This is a genomic window from Paraburkholderia sp. SOS3 (genome assembly GCF_001922345.1).
Taxonomy (GTDB): domain Bacteria; phylum Pseudomonadota; class Gammaproteobacteria; order Burkholderiales; family Burkholderiaceae; genus Paraburkholderia.
On sequence record NZ_CP018811.1, the window covers coordinates 1,622,772 to 1,647,867 of the forward strand.

The 25,096-nt window shown below is 59.7% G+C and carries 21 protein-coding genes and 3 pseudogenes; 13 read left to right on the top strand and 11 right to left on the bottom strand.

Annotated elements, in window-relative coordinates; all coding sequences use genetic code 11:
• Positions 1-26 precede the first annotated feature (26 nt).
• A complete protein-coding gene (locus tag BTO02_RS07470; RefSeq protein WP_075156508.1) occupies positions 27-986 on the top strand; it encodes a cupin domain-containing protein in 960 nt (319 codons plus the stop codon).
• Between the two features lie 129 nt (positions 987-1,115).
• A complete protein-coding gene (locus tag BTO02_RS07475) occupies positions 1,116-2,867 on the top strand; it encodes a flavin-containing monooxygenase (RefSeq protein WP_075156509.1) in 1,752 nt (583 codons plus the stop codon).
• A 139-nt stretch (positions 2,868-3,006) separates the two neighbouring features.
• On the opposite strand, the gene BTO02_RS07480 is transcribed toward BTO02_RS07475, so the two are convergent.
• On the bottom strand, positions 3,007-5,025 hold the full coding sequence (locus BTO02_RS07480; protein ID WP_075156510.1) for an acyltransferase family protein: 2,019 nt from the start codon (positions 5,023-5,025) through the stop codon (positions 3,007-3,009).
• 204 nt (positions 5,026-5,229) lie between these two features.
• A pseudogene (locus BTO02_RS07485) lies at positions 5,230-5,505 on the bottom strand (ShlB/FhaC/HecB family hemolysin secretion/activation protein); the annotation flags it as partial.
• 611 nt (positions 5,506-6,116) lie between these two features.
• Here BTO02_RS07485 and BTO02_RS07490 point away from each other — a divergent pair.
• The 3 genes and pseudogenes from BTO02_RS07490 to BTO02_RS07500 form a co-directional block, all read left to right on the top strand.
• Complete coding sequence (locus BTO02_RS07490; RefSeq protein ID WP_232243517.1) at positions 6,117-6,815, top strand: methyltransferase, TIGR04325 family; 699 nt, start codon at positions 6,117-6,119, stop codon at positions 6,813-6,815.
• 187 nt (positions 6,816-7,002) lie between these two features.
• Positions 7,003-8,484 (top strand): flippase, encoded by a 1,482-nt coding sequence (locus BTO02_RS07495; RefSeq protein ID WP_075156512.1) that lies wholly within the window; start codon positions 7,003-7,005, stop codon positions 8,482-8,484.
• 651 nt (positions 8,485-9,135) lie between these two features.
• Positions 9,136-9,273: pseudogene (locus BTO02_RS07500) on the top strand (IS66 family transposase); the annotation flags it as partial.
• A 30-nt stretch (positions 9,274-9,303) separates the two neighbouring features.
• On the opposite strand, the pseudogene BTO02_RS07505 reads toward BTO02_RS07500, so the two are convergent.
• The 3 genes and pseudogenes from BTO02_RS07505 to BTO02_RS34185 all read right to left on the bottom strand — a co-directional run.
• A pseudogene (locus BTO02_RS07505) lies at positions 9,304-9,495 on the bottom strand (IS66 family transposase); the annotation flags it as partial.
• A gap of 248 nt (positions 9,496-9,743) precedes the next feature.
• On the bottom strand, positions 9,744-10,544 hold the full coding sequence (locus BTO02_RS07510; protein WP_075156513.1) for an Imm49 family immunity protein: 801 nt from the start codon (positions 10,542-10,544) through the stop codon (positions 9,744-9,746).
• A 7-nt stretch (positions 10,545-10,551) separates the two neighbouring features.
• Positions 10,552-10,728 carry a hypothetical protein gene (locus tag BTO02_RS34185; protein ID WP_156883776.1) on the bottom strand — a complete coding sequence of 59 codons (177 nt, stop codon included), beginning with the start codon at positions 10,726-10,728 and terminating at the stop codon, positions 10,552-10,554.
• A 409-nt stretch (positions 10,729-11,137) separates the two neighbouring features.
• Here BTO02_RS34185 and BTO02_RS07515 point away from each other — a divergent pair, with 409 nt between their 5' ends.
• Together BTO02_RS07515 and BTO02_RS07520 are read left to right on the top strand one after the other, a co-directional pair.
• Entirely contained in the window at positions 11,138-12,049 is a 912-nt protein-coding gene (locus BTO02_RS07515; RefSeq protein WP_075156514.1) for a hypothetical protein, read from the top strand.
• Positions 12,050-12,132: 83 nt separating this feature from the next.
• A complete protein-coding gene (locus tag BTO02_RS07520) occupies positions 12,133-12,558 on the top strand; it encodes a RidA family protein (protein ID WP_075156515.1) in 426 nt (141 codons plus the stop codon).
• Positions 12,559-12,810: 252 nt separating this feature from the next.
• On the opposite strand, the gene BTO02_RS07525 is transcribed toward BTO02_RS07520, so the two are convergent.
• On the bottom strand, positions 12,811-13,755 hold the full coding sequence (locus BTO02_RS07525) for a helix-turn-helix transcriptional regulator (protein WP_075156516.1): 945 nt from the start codon (positions 13,753-13,755) through the stop codon (positions 12,811-12,813).
• Positions 13,756-14,053: 298 nt separating this feature from the next.
• Between BTO02_RS07525 and BTO02_RS07530 the strand changes: the two genes are divergently transcribed.
• On the top strand, positions 14,054-14,974 hold the full coding sequence (locus BTO02_RS07530; protein WP_198039210.1) for an alpha/beta fold hydrolase: 921 nt from the start codon (positions 14,054-14,056) through the stop codon (positions 14,972-14,974).
• Between the two features lie 350 nt (positions 14,975-15,324).
• Here BTO02_RS07530 and BTO02_RS34190 read toward each other — a convergent pair whose 3' ends face one another.
• Positions 15,325-15,657: a hypothetical protein gene (locus BTO02_RS34190; protein ID WP_156883777.1), complete on the bottom strand. Its 333-nt coding sequence runs from the start codon at positions 15,655-15,657 to the stop codon at positions 15,325-15,327.
• A 203-nt stretch (positions 15,658-15,860) separates the two neighbouring features.
• On the opposite strand from BTO02_RS34190, the gene BTO02_RS07535 reads away from it, so the two are divergent.
• From BTO02_RS07535 to BTO02_RS07545, 3 genes are all read left to right on the top strand, one after another.
• A complete protein-coding gene (locus tag BTO02_RS07535) occupies positions 15,861-16,148 on the top strand; it encodes a hypothetical protein (protein WP_075156517.1) in 288 nt (95 codons plus the stop codon).
• Between the two features lie 524 nt (positions 16,149-16,672).
• Positions 16,673-17,683: an AraC family transcriptional regulator gene (locus BTO02_RS07540; protein ID WP_083615031.1), complete on the top strand. Its 1,011-nt coding sequence runs from the start codon at positions 16,673-16,675 to the stop codon at positions 17,681-17,683.
• Between the two features lie 219 nt (positions 17,684-17,902).
• Positions 17,903-18,691 (top strand): alpha/beta fold hydrolase, encoded by a 789-nt coding sequence (locus BTO02_RS07545; RefSeq protein ID WP_075156518.1) that lies wholly within the window; start codon positions 17,903-17,905, stop codon positions 18,689-18,691.
• Between the two features lie 77 nt (positions 18,692-18,768).
• Here BTO02_RS07545 and BTO02_RS07550 read toward each other — a convergent pair whose 3' ends face one another.
• Positions 18,769-19,740 (bottom strand): AraC family transcriptional regulator, encoded by a 972-nt coding sequence (locus tag BTO02_RS07550; protein WP_075156519.1) that lies wholly within the window; start codon positions 19,738-19,740, stop codon positions 18,769-18,771.
• A 493-nt stretch (positions 19,741-20,233) separates the two neighbouring features.
• Between BTO02_RS07550 and BTO02_RS07555 the strand changes: the two genes are divergently transcribed.
• Positions 20,234-20,584: a hypothetical protein gene (locus tag BTO02_RS07555; RefSeq protein ID WP_075156520.1), complete on the top strand. Its 351-nt coding sequence runs from the start codon at positions 20,234-20,236 to the stop codon at positions 20,582-20,584.
• Between the two features lie 87 nt (positions 20,585-20,671).
• On the opposite strand, the gene BTO02_RS07560 is transcribed toward BTO02_RS07555, so the two are convergent.
• The 3 genes from BTO02_RS07560 to lptF all read right to left on the bottom strand — a co-directional run bounded on the left by BTO02_RS07560 (position 20,672) and on the right by lptF (position 23,449).
• The gene (locus tag BTO02_RS07560; protein WP_075156521.1) at positions 20,672-21,052 is read right to left on the bottom strand and encodes a sirohydrochlorin chelatase; all 381 of its coding nucleotides are present in this window, start codon (positions 21,050-21,052) and stop codon (positions 20,672-20,674) included.
• A 120-nt stretch (positions 21,053-21,172) separates the two neighbouring features.
• The gene (gene lptG / locus BTO02_RS07565) at positions 21,173-22,321 is read right to left on the bottom strand and encodes an LPS export ABC transporter permease LptG (RefSeq protein ID WP_075156522.1); all 1,149 of its coding nucleotides are present in this window, start codon (positions 22,319-22,321) and stop codon (positions 21,173-21,175) included.
• Positions 22,322-22,324: 3 nt separating this feature from the next.
• Positions 22,325-23,449, bottom strand: coding sequence for an LPS export ABC transporter permease LptF (gene lptF, locus BTO02_RS07570; protein ID WP_075156523.1), 1,125 nt, complete (start codon positions 23,447-23,449; stop codon positions 22,325-22,327).
• Positions 23,450-23,583: 134 nt separating this feature from the next.
• Between lptF and BTO02_RS07575 the strand changes: the two genes are divergently transcribed.
• Positions 23,584-25,095 carry a leucyl aminopeptidase gene (locus BTO02_RS07575; protein ID WP_075156524.1) on the top strand — a complete coding sequence of 504 codons (1,512 nt, stop codon included), beginning with the start codon at positions 23,584-23,586 and terminating at the stop codon, positions 25,093-25,095.
• Position 25,096: the final 1 nt, after the last annotated feature.

Genomic DNA, 25,096 nt, shown 5'->3' on the forward strand with positions numbered 1-25,096 from the left:
CCATCGCGCAACTTCCCAAACGTTCCATGCTGACCTTGCCTCAATCCGGAGCGCATGTGCTCGATCATCTGCTCGCGGCGCTCGACCTCGGCGTCGCGAACTTCTCGGTATGCGACGTGCGCAAGGGCTGGGGCGTGAGTTTCGAAGCGTGCAGCACAGTGAGTCTGCACTACTGTCTGTCCGGAAACGGCAAGCTCGTGCTCGACGATGCCGATCACATGATGCTCGACGCGCATAGCTTCGTGCTGCTGCCGCCGCGCGTGTCGTACCGGATCGACGCAGCGGGCCGCAACGCCGCACGCACGGTAAGCCGCACGCGGGTCGGCAGTGGCCCGGCGCGCGAGACGGCGCCGACCGTGCAAGTCGGCGAAGGCGCGCAAGGCGTCGTCACCGCGTGTGGCGAGCTGAATGTGGGCGGCAGTTTCGCCGTCGATCCGTTCAAGGCGCTGAGCCGCCCGTTGGTGACGCGTTTCGATGCGTCCGCAGGGTTGCGCGATCAGTTCGTCATGCTGCTCGCGGAATCGGCCCGTCCGGGGCCCGGTTCGCGTGTGCTCGTCGAAGCGCTGCTCAAACAATGTCTGGTGATGGCGCTCAGGCGCCATATCGACGATGGCGGCGTGCAGTTTCCATGGGCCGCCGGTGTGGCCGATGCGCGGCTTGCCGCGGCGCTGGAAACGATGTTCGAACGCTATGCGAGCCCGTTGTCGGTCGAGCGGCTGGCGCAGACTGCAAACATGAGTCGATCCGCGTTTGCCGCGCAGTTTGCGAAAGCATTCGACCAGTCGCCGATGGCGATGCTGAAAATCGTGCGCTTGCGCAAAGCGGCGGAATTGCTTGCGACCACAACCTTAGCCGTTCCCGAGGTGGCGCGAGCGGTCGGATTGTCGAGCCGCAGCAATTTTTCAGTCGCGTTTCAGCACATGTACAACGTCGATCCGACGCGGTTCAGGCTGCTGTCGAGATCGGCCAACCGGTTCGTCAAATAAGTACCCGCGCTTGCATGCCGTGCGGAATAGACGCTTTCATCGCCCGTTTTCTCCGATGCGTACCGGGCACCGGGCGGGCGGCGTGATCGCGGCCGGCTCGAAGAGTTGATACAGACGGAGTTCGACTGAATGACCCTGCAATTTTCCGAGCGCGCGACGCTCGCTTCGTGGCTCGACGCATTTTCGCGGGCGATCGCGTCCAACAGAACGGATGATGTCGTCGCGCTATTCGGCGACACCTGCTTCTGGCGCGATCTTGTCGCGTTCACGTGGGACGTCCGGACGATGGAAGGGCGCGACGCGATTCGCGCGATGCTCGAGGCGACTCTCGCGTCGATCCGGCCGTCCGCGTGGACCGTTGCGGAACAGGCGCGGGCCGATGCGACCGAGGGCTTCATCTCATTCGAAACTGCGCTCGGACGTTGCGACGGTTACGTGCGGCTCGATGCCGAAGGCCGCTGTTTGACGCTGCTCACGGCGCTGCGCGAGCTGAAGGGCTTCGAGGAGCCGACGCGTCACCGTCGCGTGTCAGGTCGCGAATGGCGAGGCGACGCAGGGCCAGTAGCGCAAGCCGCGGAAGCGGAGAACGCATCGCAGCCTTATGTGCTGATCGTCGGCGGCGGCCATTGCGGCCTGGGACTGGCGGCGAGGCTCAAGCTGCTTGGCGTACCGACACTGATCATCGATCGCCACGCGCGCACCGGCGATAGCTGGCGGGCGCGTTATGCGTCGCTGCATCTGCACGATCCGGTCTGGTGGAACGCGCTGCCTTATCTGAACTATCCGGACCATTGGCCGGTATTTGCGCCGAAGGATCGGGTCGGCGACTGGCTCGAGTGCTATGCACGGATCATGGAGCTCGACATCCGGCACAGCACCGAATGTGCAGGCGCGCAATACGACGCATCGAGTGGCCGATGGCAGGTGCGCGTCGTGCGAAACGGACAGGAAACGACGTCGCGGCCCGCGCATCTCGTGCTTGCGACTGGCTTGAACGGCGATCCCTCCATTCCGTCGATTCCCGGCGCGGACACGTTTGCGGGTGAGCAATGCCATGCGAGCGCGTATCCGGGTGGCGACCGGTTCCGTGGCCGCAGGGTGGCCGTGTTCGGCTCGGGCAACTCGGCCCACGACATTTGTGAAGACCTGTTCCGTCACGGCGCGAATGTGACGATGATCCAGCGCTCGTCGACCCATGTGATTCGCCAGCAACGCGTGCTCGAGATGTTGCGTCCGCTCTATTCGGAGGAGGCGCTGGCGCGCGGACTCGATGTTGAGCATGCAGACCTGCAGCGGGCTGCATTGCCGATGCGGATGCTGCCGGTGGTGTTCCGTCCGATGATGGAGAAGTTTGCGCAGGAAGACAGCGCGTTCTATCAACGGCTCGCCGCGGCGGGGTTCAAACTCGACGCCGGTCCGGACGGCACGGGCCTTGTCGGGAAGGCATTGCGCAAAGGCGGCGGCTTCTACATCGATACCGGCGCATCGGAATTGATTGCGAACGGCAGCATCAAGCTCAAGGCCGGCGTCGAAGCGACGCGCATCGAGCGTGATGGCATTGTGTTTAGCGATGGTTCGTGTCTCGATGCGGACGATATCGTTTATGCGACCGGTTACAGGCCGATCAATGAACGCATTGCGACGCTCGTGTCGCGCGAAGTGGCGGACTCGGTGGGGCCGGTGATGGGATATGGCTCTGGGCTCGAGGGAGACTCAGGCCCGTGGGAGGGCGAACTGCGCAACTTGTGGAAACCGACGCGACAGCCCGGGCTCTGGATCCATGCCGGTAATTTCCAGATGGGGCGGTTTTATTCGCGGTTTCTCGCGCTGCAGTTGAAGGCGCGGTTCGAGAAATTGCCGCTGGATGTTTATCGACCCTAGCGGGCGGTACTGCGCGAGGCCCGCTGCTCGTTGATGGATGCGCGCATCGTAGTGAAAAGCTCGGGGCGCGAGAGCTGTTGCAGCAGACGTCGTCAACGGGGCGCCCGGTGGCCGGCATCTGCAGCGGAACAGGCTGGTCCTACTTCGTAAGCAATGCCGCGAGTTCCCCCGGATGCCGCTTCATATAGTGGCTGTACAGCAATGTACTGCCGGCGACGCTCAGGTGATGGTAGTCGTCGTACCGATACGCGGGCAAACCGTCGAAATCGAGCTTGCAGATGGTTCCGTCGCAAGGCACGTCGTAGGTGTGCATGATGTCGACGGACGGGAAGCGCGCTTTTAACCGCCTCAGCATCTGTCGAATCGGCGCGTGCTGCTCACGTGCAATGTTTTCGTCGAACTGACATGCCTGCGGATGAATCGGGAAATACAGGTCGTTGTTGAATGCGCAGTTGACGAGCTTGAGCGGGATCATTGGCACGTCGTTCACCAGCACAACGTGTTTTCCGGCGCGCGTCAGTTCGTCGATCGTTGCGGCCAGTTCACGGTCGATCTGGCCAGGCTTGAATCCGTGGCCGTTCGGGCCAGCGTTCGGGTCGGTGCTCAGATTGATGTAGTTCTGCCACGCCGCGGCCATAAAAACCGTATGGATGTCCGGATGCGCCATCAGATATGCCATCACGGCCTTGTCGTGTGCGACACACTGCAGATGGTCCTTCAGGTAGGGCATGTAACCAGGCATCGGCGGCTCATGTTCGATTGGCGGGCAAAGTGTCAGCGCCATGTCGTGCACGGCGAGCTGATGGTCTTTGCCGAGTAGGTCGAAAAAGTAGATCAGGTGGTAAGCGTGCGAATCGCCCCAAAGAACCGCCTTATTGCTTGCGTTCGCGTCGCCGAGCGTACAGGTGCTTTCAGGCGTGACGTCGACTTTTGACCAGCACTTTTTGCCGCGCGGCATATCGAATAGCGCATCGCCGGACCAATGCACGTCCGCGCGAATTTTCGCGGGGTATGCAAAGAGAAAGCCTTCAGTGAGCTTGCCGGTGCCGGCCATCGCGCCGGTGACGAACAGCGGAATCGCAAGAAAGGCGAGCAGTGCCTTTCGCGGCGCAAGCCTTGCGTGACGGATGCGTTGTTCGACTAAAGCATACGTAAGAGCGGATAGCACGAACGTCAAACCGATTGCGATTGCGTATCCGCGTGCACTTGCGAGGTCGAGCTGGCGCAGTGCGAAGAAGAGCGGCCAGTGCCAGAGGTAGACTGGGTAGGAAATCTTGCCTAGATAGACAGCGACCGGATTGCCGAGCACGAAACGGATGGCGCCGGCGCGGCGGCCACCGTAGATAACGAGCAACGCGCCGCCACATGGCACGAATGCGCCGATGCCGGGGAATTGCGTCATCTTGCTCAGGCCAAGCGCGCCTGCAACGATTGCCGCAATACCCACGACGAACAGTATGGCGGCCCACCGCGACGGACGTGCTTCACGCTTATGTTCGTGCAGCGCGAGCAGGGTGCCCACAAGGAATTCGAATGCGCGATATTGCGCGAAGTAATACGCGCCGTTCGATTCGCGATGGGCAGCCACGACGGCTGCGATGCATGAGGCGAGCGTCAGCAATGCAAACGCGGGCGTCATCCAGTTGCGCTTGCTGCGATAAAGCCAGAACAGCAGCAGCGGCAGCAATACGTAGAACTGCTCCTCGACGGACAGCGACCATGTATGCAGCAAAGGTTGATCGGCCGCCTTTGCATCGAAGTATCCGGTTTGCCGCGACAGGAAGATGTTTGACGTCATCGTCGAGACAGCCAGGATGTTCTTGGAAAGATGAAACGTGTCCTCGGGAAAGAGGAACAGCAGGCTAAACACGAAGGTCGCGAGCAGCATGACGTACAGCGCGGGCGCAAGGCGTTTGGCGCGACGCGCATAAAACGCCTTGAACGAAAACGCGTCGCGTTCGAGGTCGCCTAGCAGCGACGTTGTGACGACGAACCCGGAAATGGTGAAGAACACGTCCACGCCGATAAAGCCGCCGCTCAATGCCTTGAGGCCGGCGTGGCAAAGCATGACGGCGATCACGGACAGTGCGCGCAGGCCATCGATGTCGGGACGATAAGTCTGGGAGACGTGTTGGGTGCGGGTGCGAGTGAACGACATGAAGAAGTGGGAGACCTGAGAGGCCAGGTTTTTTATGGTTTGGCGCCTGTGCTACGGTGGCTATGGAACATGCCAGCTATCCGTTGTTTACGGACGGGGCTAGCATTTTCTTTAGGCCCGGTCTGATACGCAGGTCATTGAGCGTACCTAAGCGAGGTTTTGTCATTTCGCATAGTAGGCGGCATGACTACCGCTTGAGCACCGCTAAAACTGCGCTGATACCTGAAAGCCGAGCGTAACCTTGGCCGTTGGAAACCCAGTGGGTTTGTAAATCGGCGTGCCGGCAAACAGGTCGTAGCCGAAGGCCCCCGGACCCGCGGACAGATGTCCGCGTACGCCTATAACGGCGCCTGCCAGTTGCGTGCCGACGAGAAATGCCGCGGAGGGTCCCCAGACATGACCATAGTCGATACCTGCGTAGAGCGATTGCCCCGTTGCTCCAAGTAGCGCTTGCAGCTCATTGCGCCAATAGAAGCCGCAAGTTATCCGAGCCATCGAATTGCCGAAGGTCTCGGCGGTGTTATAGAAGGTTGCCGAGAAACGCCAAAGTACCTGTCCGTCATCTGTCGCGTTTCGGTGAAGATATCCGTGATTCACGCGTGTGTGCGGCGGCGCACGGTTTGGAACGCCGCCAAAGGCTAGATTTTACCTGCACGGCAATTTTCAGTTGAAGTGCAGACGGCCTCGTGGTACCGGTGCTGCGTCGCATTTGGCTTTGATGCGCGATCGCTGCACGTACGCCGCGGGTACGTCGTGGCGCTGCGCGCCGGAGTTCGCGAGCAGTTCTTCGCCCGGTTCACGGCCAGGCTATATCGCCAGCGTCCGCGTGATGCTGGCACCCGGACTTCCCCAGTCGGATCTGACGGATTCAACAATTGATTCCTGGGCAGCCTGTCTGTTCTTGAGTGTTTCGTATTAGCCCCCCTTTTAACGTTGTCTGGAGCATTTGTATGCAACGGAAAATCGAGCTACGAGACAGGCAGATTATATGGACCGCGAAGTTTGTCGGGATTTTGGGAGCAAGGCATTATGGTCGCTCTTTGATAGAGGGAGTGAGGCGCACTCGTCCCGGAGCCGCGATCTTGCGATCGATGCTGGGGTACAGGAGTAGCTTCCAGACGCTTCGCGAGGCCGAGAGCGCAGTAAAGCCGTACGCAAGAGGCGGGCACGAGAATTCCGCAAACATGGCTTTGCATCTCGAGCTCAACCGCGCGGCCAGGCCTAGCGACTATGCCGCCTTTTTTTACCTGCGAGATCGGTTGACGTCCATTAGAAAAATATTCGACCTGGGTGGCAACGTCGGCAATCTGTACTATTGCTATCAAGACTATTTGCAGACGCGGGAAGATCTGATCTGGTGCGTCTATGATCTACCGGAGACTTTATCGCAAGGAAGAATTCTTGCCGGCCGAAAGAACGCAAGAAACCTCCAGTTTACCGGCGATTTGCGGCAGGCTGCCGAGGCCGACCTGTTTATCGCAAGCGGCTCTCTCCACTATTTTGACAAGTCATTGCCGAATTTATTGGAAGATCTCGCGGCGCGACCGAAGTATATCTTGATCAATCGAACTCCACTGACGGAAGGGCCGGAGTTTGCGGTAGTCCAGGATGCGGGACATATCCGCGTCGCCTGCATGCTCTATAACCGATCGAAACTGCTCGACAACCTTGCCAGCCTGGGCTATGGGCTCGTGGGCGAGTGGCAGGCGGCGGAACTCTCGCTTCCCGTCCTCGACCGCCCTTCCTCCACGATACGGGCTTATACAGGCCTATGGCTTGAGCACCGGTGATTTATCCTATCCGGTCGACAACGCGCAAGAGGCTGTTCCCGGCCGTCGCCGTACAGTAAAACGAAGCATTTACGCGAGACATGATTTCAAGGTCGGCGCTGCAGGTGAGAGGCTGCGGCGTGCGCCGACGAACAAACTGCGCGGTGCGCCTCGGCCAGAATGCCAGGACGGCATACCGGACCATTTCATGAGCACCAAACCGAGTCTCAAACGCAGCGCCACCATCAACCTCGTCGGCAGCATCCTGCCGATATTGGTCACGCTCGCAACCACACCAATCTATCTGCACCATATCGGCGCCGCGCGTTACGGCGTGCTCGCGATCGTCTGGATGGTGCAGGGCTATTTCGGCTTTCTCGACCTGGGGTTGTCTCAGGCGACGGCCAACCGCATCGCGCAACTCGACGACGCACCGCACAGCGAGCGCCAGGCCGTCGTATGGACCGCGCTGATCCTCAACGCCGGATTGGGTATTGCCGGCGGCGTCGTGCTGTTTGCGCTCATGCACACGCTGCTCGCGTTCTTCGACATCGGCGAGTCGCTCTCGGCGGAGCTGCTGCCCGCGCTGCCCTACGTTGGCTGCCTCGTGGCGCTCTCGAATCTGATCAGCGTGTTCAACGGCGCGCTCGTCGGACGCGAGCGCTTCGGCGCGCTCAACGCGCTACAGCTCGCGGTCGCCATCCTGTATCAGCTCGCGCCGCTCGGCATGGCGTTCCTGTTCGGGCCCAACCTGCGCTATCTGGTGTTCGGTACGCTCGGCGCCGGCATCGTAGCGCTGGTGCTGACGGCAATCGTGGTCTGGCGGGTATTTCCGCTGTCGCTTGCGAACGGCCCGCGCCGTGATCTGGTCCGCCCGCTGTTTTCGTACGGCGCATGGATCAGTCTGACGCGCCTCGCCACGCCCGTGCTGGAAACGGCCGACCGCCTTCTGATCGGCCACGCGCTCGGACCGCAGGCGGTCACCTACTACCAGGTGCCGTTCAATCTCGCGCAGCGCGTGCGGCTCTTTCCGTTTGTCATTATCCGCACGCTATTTCCCCGTCTGTCGTCACTCGACGCCGCAAGCGCCGCGACACTCTCGTTCGGCGCAATACGCGGCCTCGCCGCCGTCCTCACGCCGATGATCGTGTTCGGCATCTTTTTCATGCACCCGTTTCTCTCGCTGTGGCTCGGCCGGGAATTCGCGTCGCGCGCCACATCGGTCGGAGAGGCGATTCTGGTCGGCATCTGGATCAACTCGCTCACGATGATCGTCGCCACTCACCTGCAGGCAACGGGCAAGCCCGGCATCGTCGCGCGACTGCAGACCTACGAAATACTGCCGTTCCTCGCCTTGCTGTGGTGGATGCTGCAGCACTTCGGCGTGCTCGGCGCGGCGCTCGCCTGGAGCGTGCGCAGCCTCGTGGACGGGCTGCTGCTGTTTTATGCCGCGCGCCTCGATGCGCGGCCGATACGCATGCTGATCCCGCCTGCGCTGATCGTCGCGGCAGCCTATGTCGGGACACTCGTGTTCGCTCCGCTCACCTGGCCGAGCATCGCGGTGTGGCTCGGCATGACGGGCATCGCGCTCGTATGGAGCGCGCACACCGAACCGCGGGCCCGGGCCCTCGCGCCCGAACTCCTTGCATCGATCCGCAACTACACACGACGTTGGACGAGAAGCGCTTGATAACCTCAAGGAGTTCCGTGGTTCTTTCGCTGGATAAGCTCAGAGAGTGGGGCTGTCCAATATTGCTCGACGCCAGATTACCCGCGCATGCCCTACATGCGACAGTAATGGCGACCTGATCCATTCCAGGGTTCCAAGTATCTTGCACATACTTTTTCTTCACAACGCAATCGTAAGGGGCGAGGATCAGGAAAGCGATAAATCGAACGCGCGAACGTCAGCGGACCGCGCCGAGATGCTCTGTCGCCGGGTGACTGTGAAGCGCGGCACACGTGAAGCGCGCTTTTGCCGGCCACTGCCGTCTTCACGCGCTGGGACTATATGCGAGCGACTCGCAAGGGACCGCAAGCGCGCCTTGAGGTTCTTTTTTCGAATGTCTCAGAGCGGCCTTTTATGCCCGCGACCGCTGCGCTCGCCGCGCTTGGTTGTCGGCCGCTAGCCGGCCAGGATGTGCCGTTCGTCGCTACGTTACAAGCGACTGCGGCTCACCCGATTGCAGCCGTTCGCCGTCGCTAAAGCGAAGCAGCGCAAGCCGCCCGACCAGATCGTTCGTCTTTCGCCTAAGCGGGACGGCACCACAACCGATCATATTTCAACTACCCGTGACCGATTCCCGACGGGCGATCCTGCGCATGACGTCGGCGGGTACTCGACGCCATTCACGCGCTGATGCTCGAGCAATCCCCCGGCGTCGTACCGGAAAGTCTGCTCCGCAAAGGACTGACCTATCCGCGCATGCAGTGGCCGAAGCTGATCCGCTACATCGAGAACGGCAGTTGGCCCATCAGCAACAACCTGTGTCATGCCGCTAACGGTATGAATCCAGTTGTTATCGACTGGCGCACGTCCGCCGCTCACGTAGCGACCGAGATACTTCCACTGATTGAGCGTGTACGAAATGGTCTTGCCCAGCAGACTCTCTGGCAGGACTTGCGGGGCTTGTTCCTCGAGCCATGCCTTGAAGGACACGAGCAACGGTACGCTGTGCTGCTGGCGCAACCGGTACGTATGGCGTTGTGGTGGGCAGTTGCTGTGCATGTGCAATGCCCGATGCGAGAACCATCCCCGTTGCCATCAGTATGGCGTGATGTTTTGGTTTTGTTATCTGTATTTTGTACTGCGCGAGCTTTCGGCGTTGTCCAGCAGAAGATCGCTCTTATATAGGGAGGCGGTGTTCAGTGAGGTGGATCATCCACCTCACATGCGCGCCCCTAACGTCGTTAAAGACCGGTATCGTTAGCGCAGATCGGGAAGGGTAGCTACCCAACCTGATATTCGCCCAAAAAATCGTACGGATCGACATAGCTTGCTAGAGGATTGACAGGTGGCCATTCTTCAGGAATCCATGGTGTATCTATCCTGATTTGAAACCCATGCCGCCACGCGATTTTTGCGTAGATAACCGCGTGCGCGCCGATAAGCTTTTCCGTGAACCCGAACGCCTGTTCAGCATTACGGACCTTTGCGACGTTGGGCGACGTCAGTTCGCTTAGCGATCCCTCCATTCTCGCTGTGTCCTGTCGCGCCAAAGCCAGATAAAAATTATGATCGACTTCATATTTTTTCATTTTCGTTGGCGAGTGACCGATGATGCGAAGGCAGCGTTCTTCCAATGTCTCCCATTCACCTCGAAGCGCCAGTAGCGCCTGGTATCCATGGAACTCAGCCGTCCGTATGTCGTTCGCCCGTTCCATGTCGAACGGCTGGTCGTTGCGGGAAAACCAGCTAATTAACCCTTCATGATCGGACAGCAAAGGAGCTAGCAGCAGATACGTGGGAAACCATCGTTTCGGTTGACGCCGAAAGAGAACGTACTCCAATCTACCGCCCACATAACACCACTGCTTGAACGCGTTCAGGTCGCGATGTTCAAACCACGAAACGAGAGCGGCCGCGGTCGCATGGGAGCTGAGCCGCTGCAGGCAAAACTCGGGGTCGCCCCTTCCAGTGTCAATTGTGTCGAGAAAGAAGGGCAGCTTGTCCGCTAGCGCCTGCTGGTGTTTCGATACGTGTTCGAGCCCCAACCGGACAGAAGTGGCGTAGTCGATAGCCTGTTTCATATTTTGCCTAGTGATCCGTGACCTTGATCGGAACGGCAATTACCTGGCCAGTCGCTTTATCGACCCCGGCTACTGCCGTGATCAGTTTGCCGGAAGCTTGTGCCTGTTCGATTGCCTGGTATGCCCGTGACGATGGGTCCAGCCTGCTCAATACATTGTTGATCCAGCCACTTGAAAGCTGCATGGTGCCTCCGGCACCGTTCGGCGAAAGTGAAAACGTGCAGTTAGTCACTTGCTTGCTATCGATAAGCAGCGTTACTTCTCCCGATGAATCAACAAAAACGTGGTCAAACCCGTTGTTTCCGCCGTATTTGCCGCCGGCTAGGATTGTATAGCCTTCGCTGCTCCCAATGGAATTGATGAGGTTCTCAGTCAGTTGGCCACTTGGGTCGCCATACGAATAACCAGCCGCCTCTCCCTGGTCGTGCGCGCGTTACGCGACTTCTCTTTGCGCAGCTTGACGCCAGTCGTGAATCGGAAAGCGCAACGAAGTCACAAAAGTTCAGATTTCGACTTTTCTACAGCGTCAGAATAAACGTGTACCGGCAGCGCGCCAGTACGGAAAGGCCGCCTCTCAACTCGACTGGACTTCTATGGAATCTCTGGATATCGCCAAGGTCTGCGAGCGAATCGCAGTACATCGACCGTACTTCGCGTTCTCCGAGCTCAAGGCGGTGTACGGCGAGGCGATCATGGGCAAGTTTAGCGCGGAGCAATCGACGGGTTTCGAACTTGGACCCATTTCATCGGCGGAACTTGGCCGTCATCTCGCGATACTCGGCAGTTGTGCCGCGGCCATAGGCGGACCCGATCAGATGACCTACTACCTTGCTAGCAAGGGTCGCTTAAAGCTCCTGCCGAACACTGACGAGGTGCAAAAAGATCCAAACGGCGTCGCGATCGCCACCGTAACAGGCCGGGATCGCAGGACGATGACGGCGGAGGTTTTGGGCCATTGCGGATCACTTACCGCCCACCTGTGGTGTGAGTATCAAGTCCTTTCAAGTGAAGTATTTTCCCGTATATTCGGCGGGCACCATACAGGTGCTATACCGCGGCCTGACATGTCTCCGTATGTAACTCCCGTCACATTTGATGTTCTTTCTGCCAGCATTGACCGCATCGTTGTTCGCACAAGCGAAGTCGGACCTCAGAGCTTTGCTGGGCATTTCGATAATTATCCGTCCTGGCCCGTCGCCATTCTTGCCGATACGTTTGGCCGGGTGAGGAGCACGCTTCTGCATAACATGATCGATCGACAGACAAATTATCGTGTCGGCTATCTCAACGTAGATGCGTTTCAATTGGCACCGGCGGCGGCCAGATTGACGTTCGAAGTCGAATGTATCAGTTCTTTCCCGTTGCTGGGCCGCTACGTATTTAGCGCGAAGGTGCGGTGGAACGATAAAACAATCGCAGCAATGGAATCGGAAGTTTACGCATCGGCAGGAGGTCCGGCAAACCACATGGGCACGATACAAGAGGAATTCGAAATAAAAGCTTGATGTACCGGGCCGCGGTCGGCCATACACGGTCATAATCTGGGCTGCGGTGAATGACCGCTTCGATCCTCTAACCGGTAACACATATGACGGTGCGTGAATTGATCATCCCGCCGACGATGCAACGTATCGTGGAGCGCGCCGGATATGTACCGGCCGTGAAGGTTGGTTCCATAGTTTTCTGCGCTGGGCAGGTCGGGCGTACCGTCGACCTCGAGCTCATCGCCGATCCCGAGGCGCAATTCCTCGCATGCTGGGAAAATTTGCGCGTGGTTCTCGAAGCGGCTGGGTGCGCTTTCGAAGATGTTGTCGATATGACGACCTACCACGTGCAGATGAGCACGCATATGCCCATCTTCCGCGAGGTGAAGAACCGGGTTTTTCCACGCGGCACATGCGCTTGGACTTCGATAGGCGTGACCGAACTCGCGCATCCTGGCTTGCTGGTCGAGATCAAGTGCGTGGCAGTGAAGCGAGACGCCGCCGCAACGGAAGCGTCTGCTAATTGCTGAATGTCAGTGGCTAGTGCAAAGCCGGCGAACGCCCGCAACGGGTCCGATCCAGGACATGGGCAGCTGAGGCGTCGTCCGACGCCAAACCCAAACCCGATAGCTCAACGTGAGTTGAACCAGCTTTCGGAAAGTTCAACGTTTAGTGAGCGACGGTTTCCAGGTTGAATGAATGTCCCGGCTCAAGACCTCGTACTTCCGACAGTCGGAGTTCGAGATTGAGTGAACCATCTACGGTGGCCCCAGCGGGCGGCATCAAACACCTTCCATTCTAGCCGCAACGTCGAAGTGCGCGCCGGATTTGTGTGCTCTCACGCGTAACAGATAGTCTCTAGGAGAAAAGCCAAATCGCTCCTTGAACACACGGCTGAAATGAGCGTGGCTCGCGAAGCCGCAACTGTAGGCAACATCGCCGATCGAGACGTTTGATTCGCCGTGACGTCTGAGAAGATCAGCAGCCCGATCTAAACGGCAGGCCCAGACATAGCGCATCACCGACATGGCACTGGCTTTAAAAAGGCGATTCAAGTGGCCAGGCGAAATGCCAACCGACGTTGCGATACGTGTCGCGTTCAGCTCCTGGTCTTCCAGATGCTGTGCGACGTAGTCTTTTGCGCGCGATAGCGTCACCTCGCGGTTTCTGGCACTTACCACTGCGAGTGGATTTCCCAGCACCATGCCCAGCAAGTCCAGAAGATGCCGTCCTTGCCGTGCTCGTAGCGCAAGGCTCGTGCATCCGCTCTGCTCGGCAATCGACAAGATCAGTTGACCAACGGCACGGGCGTCCGGGTTGGACGTGTTCGCAGCCACGAGCTCGAACGATTTGATGTGAAAGCCGCGCTCGTGCATTGCACGCCTTGGGATGGATATCAATACGAGTTTTGTTTGATCATAAAAATTCTGCCGTTTCCACCCAGCCTGCGGAGGTGCAACAAACAGGGTTCCCGCGTCTAGCCGCTGCGACCCGGCCATAGACGTCAATGTTACGGAACCCGATCTGACGAAAAACAGCCTCAACAATTGGCCGGCAAGCGACGACAGATGGCAATCCGACAGGTCTACCGCATCGAGCGTGTTGACATGCAGGTCGCCAAGTGACCACCCTCCCGTACGAAGCACAGCTTCGGTTCTGATTTCCTGCCGCGCAAAATTCATGTCGTACCAGCAGCCGCCCCGCGTAACCTCGACACCGAGGAGCAAAGCGCACTTTCTTGAAAGGGGGGTATCACCGACCGTCTCCAGTTCGAGCTAGATAGAGAACGTGAAGATGGTAATGGCGCCAATGACGGTCTCCAATAACCGGGAAGCCGAAAATTGTGATCCGGAATCCAGACAGCGAGCGGCGCTATCCACTGACGTCGTACACGCGAGTGCGCGCGGTGCGCGACAACTCGAGCAACCGAAGATCCGGACGATCGATCATGCAATTCGGAGGGTAGGAGATGGTCGTAAAGCGCTTTCGAGCTTATCTTTGCACCGTCGGTTCGGGGAAGCGCAGATGAACAACAAAGACGTGTTATCGACTGATCGCAAGGAATGGCAAATGAGTGCGGATTCTGGTGAGGCTGGCCCTCGGTCCAGGAGCGAGAGCTGGACACTTCAGACAGCCCCCACGCTCTACGTCGACGGTGGCCGCATTCAATTCGCTTTTCGCCGACTCGGCCCGAAGAACGGCATTCCCCTCGTGTTGTTGCAGCACTTCTCGGGCAACATCGATTCCTGGGATCCCGCGGTCGTCAATGCGCTCGCCAGGGATCGTCCTGTCATTGTTTTCGACAACGCCGGTGTCGGACGTTCCACGGGGCAAACCCCGGATAGCGTAGAGGCGATGGCACGAGATGCGATCATCTTTATTACGTCGTTGGGGCTGCATCAGGTCGACATGCTTGGCTTTTCGCTTGGCGGTTGCGTCGCCCAGCAAATCGCCTGCGTGCTTGGCGACCTCGTGCGTAAGCTGATTCTCGTCGGCACTGCCCCGCAAGGTGGACAGCAACATCTGATGGCGGTCCTTCAGGCTGCATTCGCCGACACGGGCGCGCCGGATCCGCGACTGCCTCTGTTCTTCACGTCCTCGGTCTATAGTAAATCGGCAGGGCTTGCTTTCCTGCGGCGGACACGGGAACGCACCGAGGATCGCGACATGGAATGCAATTCGGCCACCAATGGATCGCAGGCGAAGGCGCTGATCAGCTGGTGTGCCGTAGCCGATCCGGAGCACACGGTACTTCGGTCCATTCACCATCCGACGCTCGTTGTTGCCGGCAGCGCCGATACCATGCTGCCGGTCGAAAACGCCTATACGATGTACAAGACCATGCCGAATGCGCAGCTTATTCTTTACCCGGACTCCGGCCATGGCGTGATATTCCAGTATCCGGAAGCCTTTGTTGGCTACGCCCGGCAGTTTCTCAACGCATAGATTAAATACAGTCAGGCGACACGGAACGCGGCAATCGCGCCGCTGCACAAAGCACCGACATCCGCAGTCGAAACCCGCCTATCGCTGATGCCGCGATTCGCCATCGCTTCTGGCGCGATGTGTAGCATCCGACCAGGATTTGCGGCTATTCCGTCCGATAGCCCGCATGTTCGGCTCTGCCTTTCTACTGGCTTGTTCCGAAAATCCGGACAGTTCAAGCAGCTTGCAGAACTGGTAAGGATCCCAATACTTCCCGGAAGACCTGTCCTTTGTGCGCTAACGGGCGCAAGGGCGCTTACCTCGCGCGCGAGATCACATCTGCAGCGAGGGCGCAACGAAGCTCCGTGAAATTACGCTTCATATTCTTGACGCTTCGTTCGACGTGACGACTGCGCACCGGCGCGCCGGCGCAATTGACGCGGCTCAGAAAACAAACGATGAAATTGACGGAATAAAGACATTGCATGGCGTGTTTTTCGCAGTGGACATGAGGTTTTACTGCTTGCTTCGCGCGGTTGCAAGGACACTCTGGCGAAGACGCGGTAATCGAGATCAATGAATTTCGATGTCCAGATTGAAGAGTCAAGCAGTGCGTTTTTCAGCGCAACATGCACGTAGCGACGAAGGCTCTGGCAATTCCGGATCAAGCCTGAGCGGTAGACGCGCTGGAAAGCCACGAGCATGCGTCGGTTCGGTGAGCTACTGCAATCCCTATCTTGGCGGTTGATGCATGTCTTGCAAAGTAGGCGTTTGCCGATCGAGGCTGGCCGTATGCATTTACGTGCGGCGGCTAGCGCGTCTGTTATAGACCGGCATTTTTATCGTGAGGGGCGCAGCGCTCCTGCGGATCTGTTGGAAACCTGGTGACGAAACGATGGATTGGTTGATGGCATGGATATCGGCAGGTTTGATCAAGCTACTGCTCAAGCTATACGAGCACGATGACTGCGCCGCATACCTTGTGCAAACGGATGGAGTGACCGAAGACGACGCATCGGTTGACGATCCCAAAGGCGACGCCATGCAGCCGGATCTGGTAACGCATGATGCGCTCGAGGGGCCGCGCCTGCGACTGGTGAGCAGGAGCGATCCCGTGTCATCGACTCTCGATAATGGTTCGACTGCAGAACGCGCCATTCTTCGTCTGGCGCCGAATGCCACCGCCGTACGTTAAATAGGCGTATCAACGTCGAAGAGCAGGCGATCATGAGAGTTGGCCTCGCAACATGGCCATCGACCAGATGCGAAGAAGTCGCCTCAAGCGGCTAACGCTGGTGCGGGCGCGTCGCAAATATACCTCTTCAAGCTGAGTGTCGATATTTCGATGTCGATCCCGATCTCGGCGACCGGACGATCGATCATGTATACCGGACGCTGTGATATGGCCAGTGCATGGCGCTTTCACTAAAGTTGTCAAGTGAACCCAACGCAAGTCGGTCATCCCCGATTGCCTTCACAAGGCCTTGCTTGATGGCTGCGCGCCTGCTTTTCATATGCGCGGCATCTTATCTTTGCGGAGGCCGAAATGAGGCTTGGCGCAAAGCATTCAGTCGCGATGCCGATCGTTCTCGATAGCGGCGGCGCACTGTCGAAGCTCCAAATGATGCACGGTGGTGCGTATGCACGTTTATGCGGCGCGCCTTGCTGTTTCACATGTGACTGATACCTGGAAAGAGTGCGAAAGGCGCTTGACAAGATTTGAAGAAAGCGAATGGATCCGGAAGGAAAGTAGTAGGTCGATCTGCTTTAGCTAAAGTCGAATGCAACGACGCGCACGAAGAGCGGGGCGATGCCTTATCTCAAGTCCTCGGGCTGGTTCGGCTGCGCGGGCATGTCGTGATCGAAGGCGAGTTGGGCGCTTTCACCGAAGCGGTCTTTCCGCCGGGCCGGTCGAGCTTTTTGCACATGCGCGACGGCGAAGTCGTCCTTCTGCCGCGTGATGGCGAACCGCTGTTGCTGCAGCCCGGCGACTTCGTCTTTTCCCTGCAGGCAGACGGGTACACGATGCGAGACGGGCGCTGCGGCGAAGTGCGCCGGACGTTCAAGGCCAATCTGTCAGCGCGGACCGGGCACCAGGCGCAGAGCGTGCGATGGGCCATAAACTCGGACATCGTGGGACGTTTTCTCGCGGGTGCATTCTCTTTTGACGTGGGTCCATTAGGGTCGTTGATAACCGGGCTGCCGGGGCTTATCCACGTCAAATGCAATGAGAGTCAGGTTCCGCAATGGCTCGATTCCTTCTCCCGTGTCCTGATCGATGAAGCGACCAACGTCGGTCCTGGCTCTTCGATCCTGATGGCGCTTCTGATAGACCTGCTTGTCATTCGAACTTTGCGCACGTGGATCAATGGCGACGGCAACCGTTTGGACAGTCTTCTGGAGTTGACGGACAAGCGGATTGGGCGCGCCTTGAATGCGATTCACCGGAATCCGGAGCAGGCCTGGACGGTGGAGTCACTGGCAGAGATCGCGGCGATGTCCCGATCGAATTTCTCGGATCGGTTCACGGCGACGGTGGGCGTGTCGCCACTGCGATATGTGACGTGGTGGCGCTTGACGTTGGCCGCCGACTGGTTACGTGCGGGAAAGCTCAAAGTGACGGAAGTCGCCCAGGCCGCGGGATACGGATCGGAGGCCGCCTTCAGCCGCGCATTCAAAGCGCAGTTTGGCTATCCGCCGCGCGACTCGCGCCGGATAGCAAGGAGCTGATTCGACGCGAATGCCCATGCGACGCTAAAGATTTTTTTGCTAAGACCTCCCGGAGATGACGCGCTCGCTTCCGGGCGAAGCCTATGCTCGTACGATCGATCAAGAAAACGAGACGCTGCGATATGGCCCATTTCCGGCATCTTCCTTAGAGTGGCGCGCATGCCAGACCATGCCATGCGAATTTTTTGACGCCTCTCCAAACCAAAGGAATCGATCCAGATGAAACGCCTGCTCGCTGCTCTTATCGCCCCCGCTCTCGCTTTCGGTGCCAACGCACAGGCTGCAGAGAAGCCGCCTATCGTTCTTGTCCACGGTGCCTTCGAGAACGCGAAGATATGGGGCTACGTCGCAGCGAAACTTAGTGCAGACGGCTACGAGGTCGTTACCGTCGACCTGCCTGGCCGACCGGGCGCAGAGGCTGCACCGGACAAGGTCAGCCTCGATCTCTATCGCGATACCGTGGTCGACGCATTGAACAAGCTGCACCATCGGGCGGTCGTAGTGGGGCACAGCTTTGGGGGCATCGTCATCGCGGATGCAGCGGAAAAAGCACCGTCCAAAATCAGGACACTGGTTTTCCTGGCAGCGTACCTCCCGCATGACGGCGACTCGCTCGTGTCCATGGCGCAGCAGGACGCCGACGCGAAGATTGGACCGCATCTGAAAATCGACAAGGAAAAAGGTATTGCGAGCGTCGAGTATTCGGCTCGCGCCGACCTGTTTGCAAACGGCGCACCCGAAGGCTTGCGAAAAGCGATCCCGGACGCGATCCTCGATGAGCCGCTGGTTCCTCTGACGACTCCCGTGCACCTCACTGCCGCGCGCTTTGGCAAGGTCGATAAGGTGTACATCCACACCGCGCTCGACCAGGTGATCAGCCCGTCTTTTCAGGCCAAAATGGTGGCGAGCACGCCGGTGCGCGCTCAATACACGCTGCAGACGGGGCACACGCCTTTCCTGACCGACCCGGACGGTCTGGCAAGCGACATCGAGGCGGCTGCCAAATAAGCAGGCCGCTGTATGAATGGACGAGGCGACTCTGTCGCCTTGCCGTCCGCTCGCCGGCCGACGCGCGGCACCTCAGCTCAAACCAGTTCCGAGCTTCGAGCGCGAAAAATACTGCCGCGTGAGATTCGATGTGCGTCGCTTGGCGGATACCCGAACTGCGCCTTGAAGGCGCGGCTAAACGCAGCTTCCGAGCCGTAGCCGGCGGCGTAGGCGACGTCGACCACTTTAAGCGTTCCCGCGCGCAAGAGGTCGGCGGCAACCGTCAATCGCCAGCGTGCCAGATAGCGCAGTGGCGGCAACCCGACCACCGCGGTGAAGCGCTCCGAAAACGTGGAGCGCGACATCACGGCAATATCGGCAAGCGACTTCACGGTCCACGCCTCGTTGGGCGCCTGATGCATCGCATTCAACGCGCGTCCGATGCGTTCATCGGTCAATCCGGACAACCACTCTGTCCGGATGCCTTGCTTGCTGACCCACATCCGCAGCGTGCGTATCACGAGAAGATCGATGAGCCGCGAGGTCATCAAGGACGCGCCGGGGCTTGGGGCACGCGACTCGACGTCGAGGAAATGGGAGATGGTGCCGAGCCATGCCGGCTCCATCGACTTGTCGCAGGTCAGGTGGATAAGGCCGGGAAGCCCCGTAAGCAATGACCTCAACGGCGCGCCATCGAAATAGAATGCGCCGGCAAGAAAAGATCCTGCAACATCGTCCGCGGCAGCCCATCTGAAAGTCTGTGCCTTGCCTCGCGAGCCGGAAGATACGTCTGCTTCGAAACATTGGCGTGCTTTTGCGTCTGCGTTTGCTCGAATCGTGTGCCCGTCTGCGTGGGGCAAAAGAACAAAGTCGCCCGGGCGCAGCAGCACAGCTTCGCCATCCCGTTGCGAGACCGCGAGTTCGCCCGTGCGTAAATGCAGGAAGATGGCAGGTCCCGGCGAGAACGTGACTTCGGCGCCGGTGCTCAACTCGCCGTGATACACATGGTCGCCTCGCAGACGAATGAGTTTGAGCACCTCGGACAAGACATCAGGGGCCTCGGAGAGCATGGTCTTACCTCTGTAATTTCAATCCTCGGGGGAATCGGGCCTTTGCGAAGGAAATGATATGGACTCGCATCATTTCCTTTGACGTCCGGAGGCTGCCTGGCTGCAATGTGCAGCTTGCCGCACATACTACGATGGATCATGTTCCCGTGCGGGCGGGGTTGATGGCGTGCTGTCTTGAAGGCCGCGATCCGTTTGTTAAACCAGTCAAGGTATCTTTCGCTTTCTTTGTTGATCTCTCAAAAAAACACTGCCTCACAATGATCAGGTTGCCGAAACATCGGTGACACGGGTTTGACAGCCTGTTGATTGAGATCGCACGCCTGCGCCCTGCAGGTCGTGCGTTTGTCTCTGCGCGCCTCTCGATGGGCGGGCCGTGACGAGGGAGCCGCAAGGCTCGCCGGTTGTCTCAATCCCGGTCTGTCAACCTCATCATCGTGCCCGCTCACCCCTTCCAAACGGATTGAGTCGGGCCTTCTCATCAGTGGAGGTGCCTATGGCCAGACAACCCCGAAATGTTCCCCTTCAAACGCTCACGCGCGAGCAACTCGAGAAGCGCATCGATCTGCTTGAGCGCGTGAACCGCACGGCAATCGGTTACGCGGACCAGTACAGCAAGCAGGTCGCGAGGATCGGTGCGATCGCGCGCGCGGTAAAGCGTGGCGGCGTGACCTTGCAGGATCGCATCGCACTGGTCGAAGCGATGGAGACGCTGGCCGATCAGGCGGAGACCGAAGCGGCGCTCGACAGGGATTGCATCGAATGGGTGTGCGCATGTCCGCCAGAGGAATGGGACGACGTGCATGCGGAGTTGAATCAAATGCCTGCAGACGCGACCCGGCACTGACGCACGAAACGTCGCGCGAGCGGCGACGTAAGCGTGGCTAATCAGAGTTCATTGGCATCGAACTGCATCAACGGGCAGGGGCGCCCGCTAAACCTGCCGCAAACAATACTGCGCAATGGCCTCGATCACCGCCTCGTCTTCGCCGACGGGCGTCGCGCAGCGAATCTCGATGCCCGGATGCGCCGTCCGGCATCGTTCGACGATGACAGGCAGGTCCTGGCGGATGTGGCCGCCTTGCCCGAAAAACACGGGCACGATCGTCACGGCGCGACAGCCGTCGGCCACTTGCTGCGCGACGGCTGTCGGCAAATCCGGTGTCATCAGTTCAAGAAACGCCAACGAGACAGGCGCACTGCGCAGGCCACGCAATGTATTCGCGAGCCGTTCGAACGGCTCCGCCCAGCGCGCGTCGCGCGCGCCATGCGCAAAGAGAACGATGCCGGTAGCGGCCGCATCGGTAGTTGCCATCACATCCCTCCCGATCGGGTCGAAAGCACGCAAAGCACGCGAAGCACGCAAAGCACACACAGCACGCGAAGCGCGGGCGCCGCCATAGCCGGCAATCGGCCCCGCGCGGCCCCGCACCGGCTAGTGCCGGTCAACCCACTTCAGCCCGACGAGCCCCAGCACCAGATAAACGAGTGCCGGCGTCGCGGCCGTCAACGGCGCGGGCCAGGTGTTCAGGTTGCCGATGTGCGAGAACAGCGTGTTGAACAACTGGAAGCTCATCCCGAGCATGATGCCGCCGAACACCTTCACGCCGACCACGCCGGCGCGCGTATGCAGGTACGCGAACGGCAGCGACAGCACCAGCATGACGAACACCGCGAACGGATACAGCAGCTTGCGCCACAGCGCGATTTCATAGCGCTGCGTGTCCTGATGGTTTTCCGTCAAATGCTGGATATAGCGGAACAGGTTGAACATCGACATCCGGTCCGGCGAGACGAGCAGGACCGAGAGAATCTGCGGCGTCAGTTCCGAGCGCAGCGAGTACTCGGGCAGCGTGATCTGCTTCGCGCGATAGACGGGATTCAGTGCGTCGGCCGGCGTGACGCCGGCCGGCACGACGTCGATCAGTTGCGTATCGGTCACGTCGGTCAGTTTCCAGTGACCGGGCGGCTGATAGACGCCCGACTTCGCGATGCGCACATTCGACAGCCTGAACTTCGAGTCGAATTCGTAGATGCGCACATTGCTGATCGTCGCGTCGGGTTTCAGCTCGCCGACGTTGACAAAGCGCGTGACCTGCTCGCCGTCGGCGCGCGCGGTCAGCGTGTCCTTGACCCAGACGCCCGACTGGAAATTGCTCGATACCGACGAGCCCAGCGCCTCGAGCCGCACGCGCTCGGACAACTGGTCCGTATAAGGCCCGACCACTTCGCCGATCAGATACGTGAGCAGCACGAGCGGGATGCCGATCTTGAGCAGCGAGCGCAGCGCCTGGTTCGTCGCGAGACCGGAGACGCGGAAGATCGTGTATTCGGAATTCGCGGCCATCTGCGCGAACACATAGATCGCGCTGATCAGCGCGGCGACCGGAATGATTTCGTAGAAGCGCGACGGCGTTTGCAGCGCCACGCGCAGCACCGCATAACTGAAATTGTAGTGACCGCGGCCGACCGAATTGAGTTCGTTGATCAGGTCGAAAAAGAAAAACAGCCCCGAAAACGCGAACAGGATAAAAATGAACGACAGATAAACCTGACGCGCGAAATACCGCTCATAGATCCGCATCGGTCAGGCTCCCTGCGACTGCGACGAGCGCGCGACGCCGGAACGCCGGCTGAACATCGCGCGCGAAAACAGCGGCCGGTTGCGTACGCGCAGCCAGAAGATAAACACGACGATGGCGGCGACCACGAGATGCAAGCCGACGAGGCCGACTGCGAACGACATCTTCCCCTGCTGGATCCACGACTGCACGACGTTCAGCACGTTCGAATAGGTCAGATAGATGAGCACCGCCATCACGAGGTTGATCGTGCGGCTGCGGCGCGGATTCTGGTACGCGAGCGGAATCGCGAGCAGCATCAGGTTGATCGCGATGAGCGGCAGCCCGGCGCGCCACGCGAATTCGGCGAGATTGTCGCGCGTGGGGTTGCGCAGCAGTTCGAGCGTGGGCGTGCCGGTCGCGGTAGGCGTGGTGACCACGGGCTGACTCTGGATCTTGATGCCGTAGCGCGCGAATTCCATGATGCGGAAATCGGGGTGGCCCGGCTCGCCGTCGTAGCGCCGGCCGTTTTCGAGCACGACGAAGCGGTCGCCATTCTTTTGCGTTTCGGTATGGCCGAACTTCGACACGACGACGTTGACCTTGCCGTTCTCGGTGCTCGTGACGAATACGTTCTCGACATGCGACTGGTCCGGCGACATCTTCTCGATGAAGAACACGCGGTGGCTTACCGTCGATTCGCGGAATTGTCCAGGCGCCAGCAGCGAAACTTCGTCGCGCTGCTGGAAGCGCGCGCGGATCAGTTTGTTCTGCTGGTTCGACCACGGCCAGCCGACGAACACGAAAAACGCGATCAGGATGATGATCGGCGTGGCGAACACGCCGACCGGCCTGATGAACTGCGTGAGGCTCACGCCCGACGATAGCCACACGACCATTTCGGAATCGCGGTACCAGCGCGTCAGCACGAACAGGATCGACACGAACAGCGTGGCGACCAGCATGATCGCGAGGTAACCGATCACGGTCAGGCCGATCAGCACGAGCACGTCGCGCGGATCGATTTCGCCGGACGCGGCGAAGCCGACGATGCGGATCATCATCGTCGTCAGCACGAGCGTCAGCAGAACCATGAACACGGCGCCAGCCGTATAAGCGAGTTCGCGCTGGAGGGAGCGTTCAAAGATCATGGTTGAAGATGGGAGGGCGCGCTTGCCGGGGCACCGCAGGCGTAGTACCTGCCTCCAAAGCGACGGCCACAGGAAAAATAGCGGATAATTGCGGCTTTCATCCTAAGCCCAGATTTTATCCGAGGACAAGCGCGATGGACTTTAGCATAAAAGCCTGTGATTGGAGCAAAGGCTCGACCCAAGGGTTCCTGACGGGGAAATCAGATTGCATCGTGATCGGCGTGTTCGAGTCGCAAACCTTGTCCGGTGCGGCGCTCGAAATCGACACGGCCACCAAGGGGCTGTTGACCCGCATCATCAAGGCCGGCGATATGGACGGCAAGACCGGCAGCACGCTGTTCCTGCATGAAGTGTCCGGCATCGGCGCATCGCGCGTGCTGCTCGTCGGCCTCGGCAAACAGGATGCGTTCACGCAAAAGGCGTACGGCGACGCGGTGCGCGCCGCGTGGCGCGCGATTCTCGGCACGAAGATCGTGCAGATCACCTTCACGCTCGCCCAGGCGCCGATCAAAGAGCGCACGTCGGACTGGGCCGTGCGCGCGGCAATCCTCGCGTTGCGTGAGCTGACCTACCGCTTCACGCAGATGAAGAGCAAGCCCGATACCACCGCGCGCGCGTTGAAGCGCGTTGTCTTCTCCGTCGATCCGGCCGACGAGAAGCTCGCGAAGCTCTCCGCAAAGCAGGGCGCGGCGCTCGCGAACGGCATGGACCTCACGCGCGATCTCGGCAATCTGCCGGGCAACGTCTGCACGCCGACCTATCTCGCGAACACCGCGAAGAAGCTTGCGAAGGACTGGAAACTGAAAGTCGACGTGCTCGGCCAGAAGCAGATGGAAGCGCTGAAGATGGGCTCGCTGCTGTCGGTCGCGAAAGGTTCGGCCGAGCCGCCGCAGTTCATCGTGCTGCAGTACCAGGGCGGTGCGGCAAAGGCGGCCCCCGTCGTGCTCGTAGGCAAGGGCATCACGTTCGATACGGGCGGCATTTCGCTGAAGCCCGGCGACGCGATGGACGAAATGAAGTACGACATGTGCGGCGCGGGCTCGGTGCTCGGCACGCTGCGCGCGGTCGCCGAGATGGGCCTGAAGCTCAACGTGGTCGGCATCATCCCGACCTGCGAGAACATGCCGTCGGGCACGGCGACGAAGCCGGGCGACGTCGTCACGAGCATGTCGGGCACGACCATCGAGATCCTGAATACGGACGCCGAAGGGCGCCTGATTCTCGCCGACGCGCTGACCTACGCGGAGCGCTTCAAGCCGGCCGCAGTGATCGATATCGCGACGCTGACGGGCGCGTGCATCATCGCGCTCGGCCATCACAACACGGGCCTCTTCGCGAAGGACGACGCGCTCGCCGGCGAACTGCTCGACGCGGCGAAGGAAGCGGCGGATCCCGCCTGGCGCATGCCGCTCGACGACGAGTACCAGGACTTGCTGAAGTCGAACTTCGCCGATGTCGCGAATATCGGCGGACGTCCGGCCGGCAGCGTGACGGCGGCGTGTTTCCTCGCGCGCTTCACCGAAGCGTATCCGTGGGCGCACCTCGATATCGCCGGCACCGCGTGGAAGAGCGGCGCGGCGAAGGGTGCGACGGGCCGTCCGGTGCCGCTGCTGTCGCAGTTCCTCATCGATCGCGCCGCGCAATAAC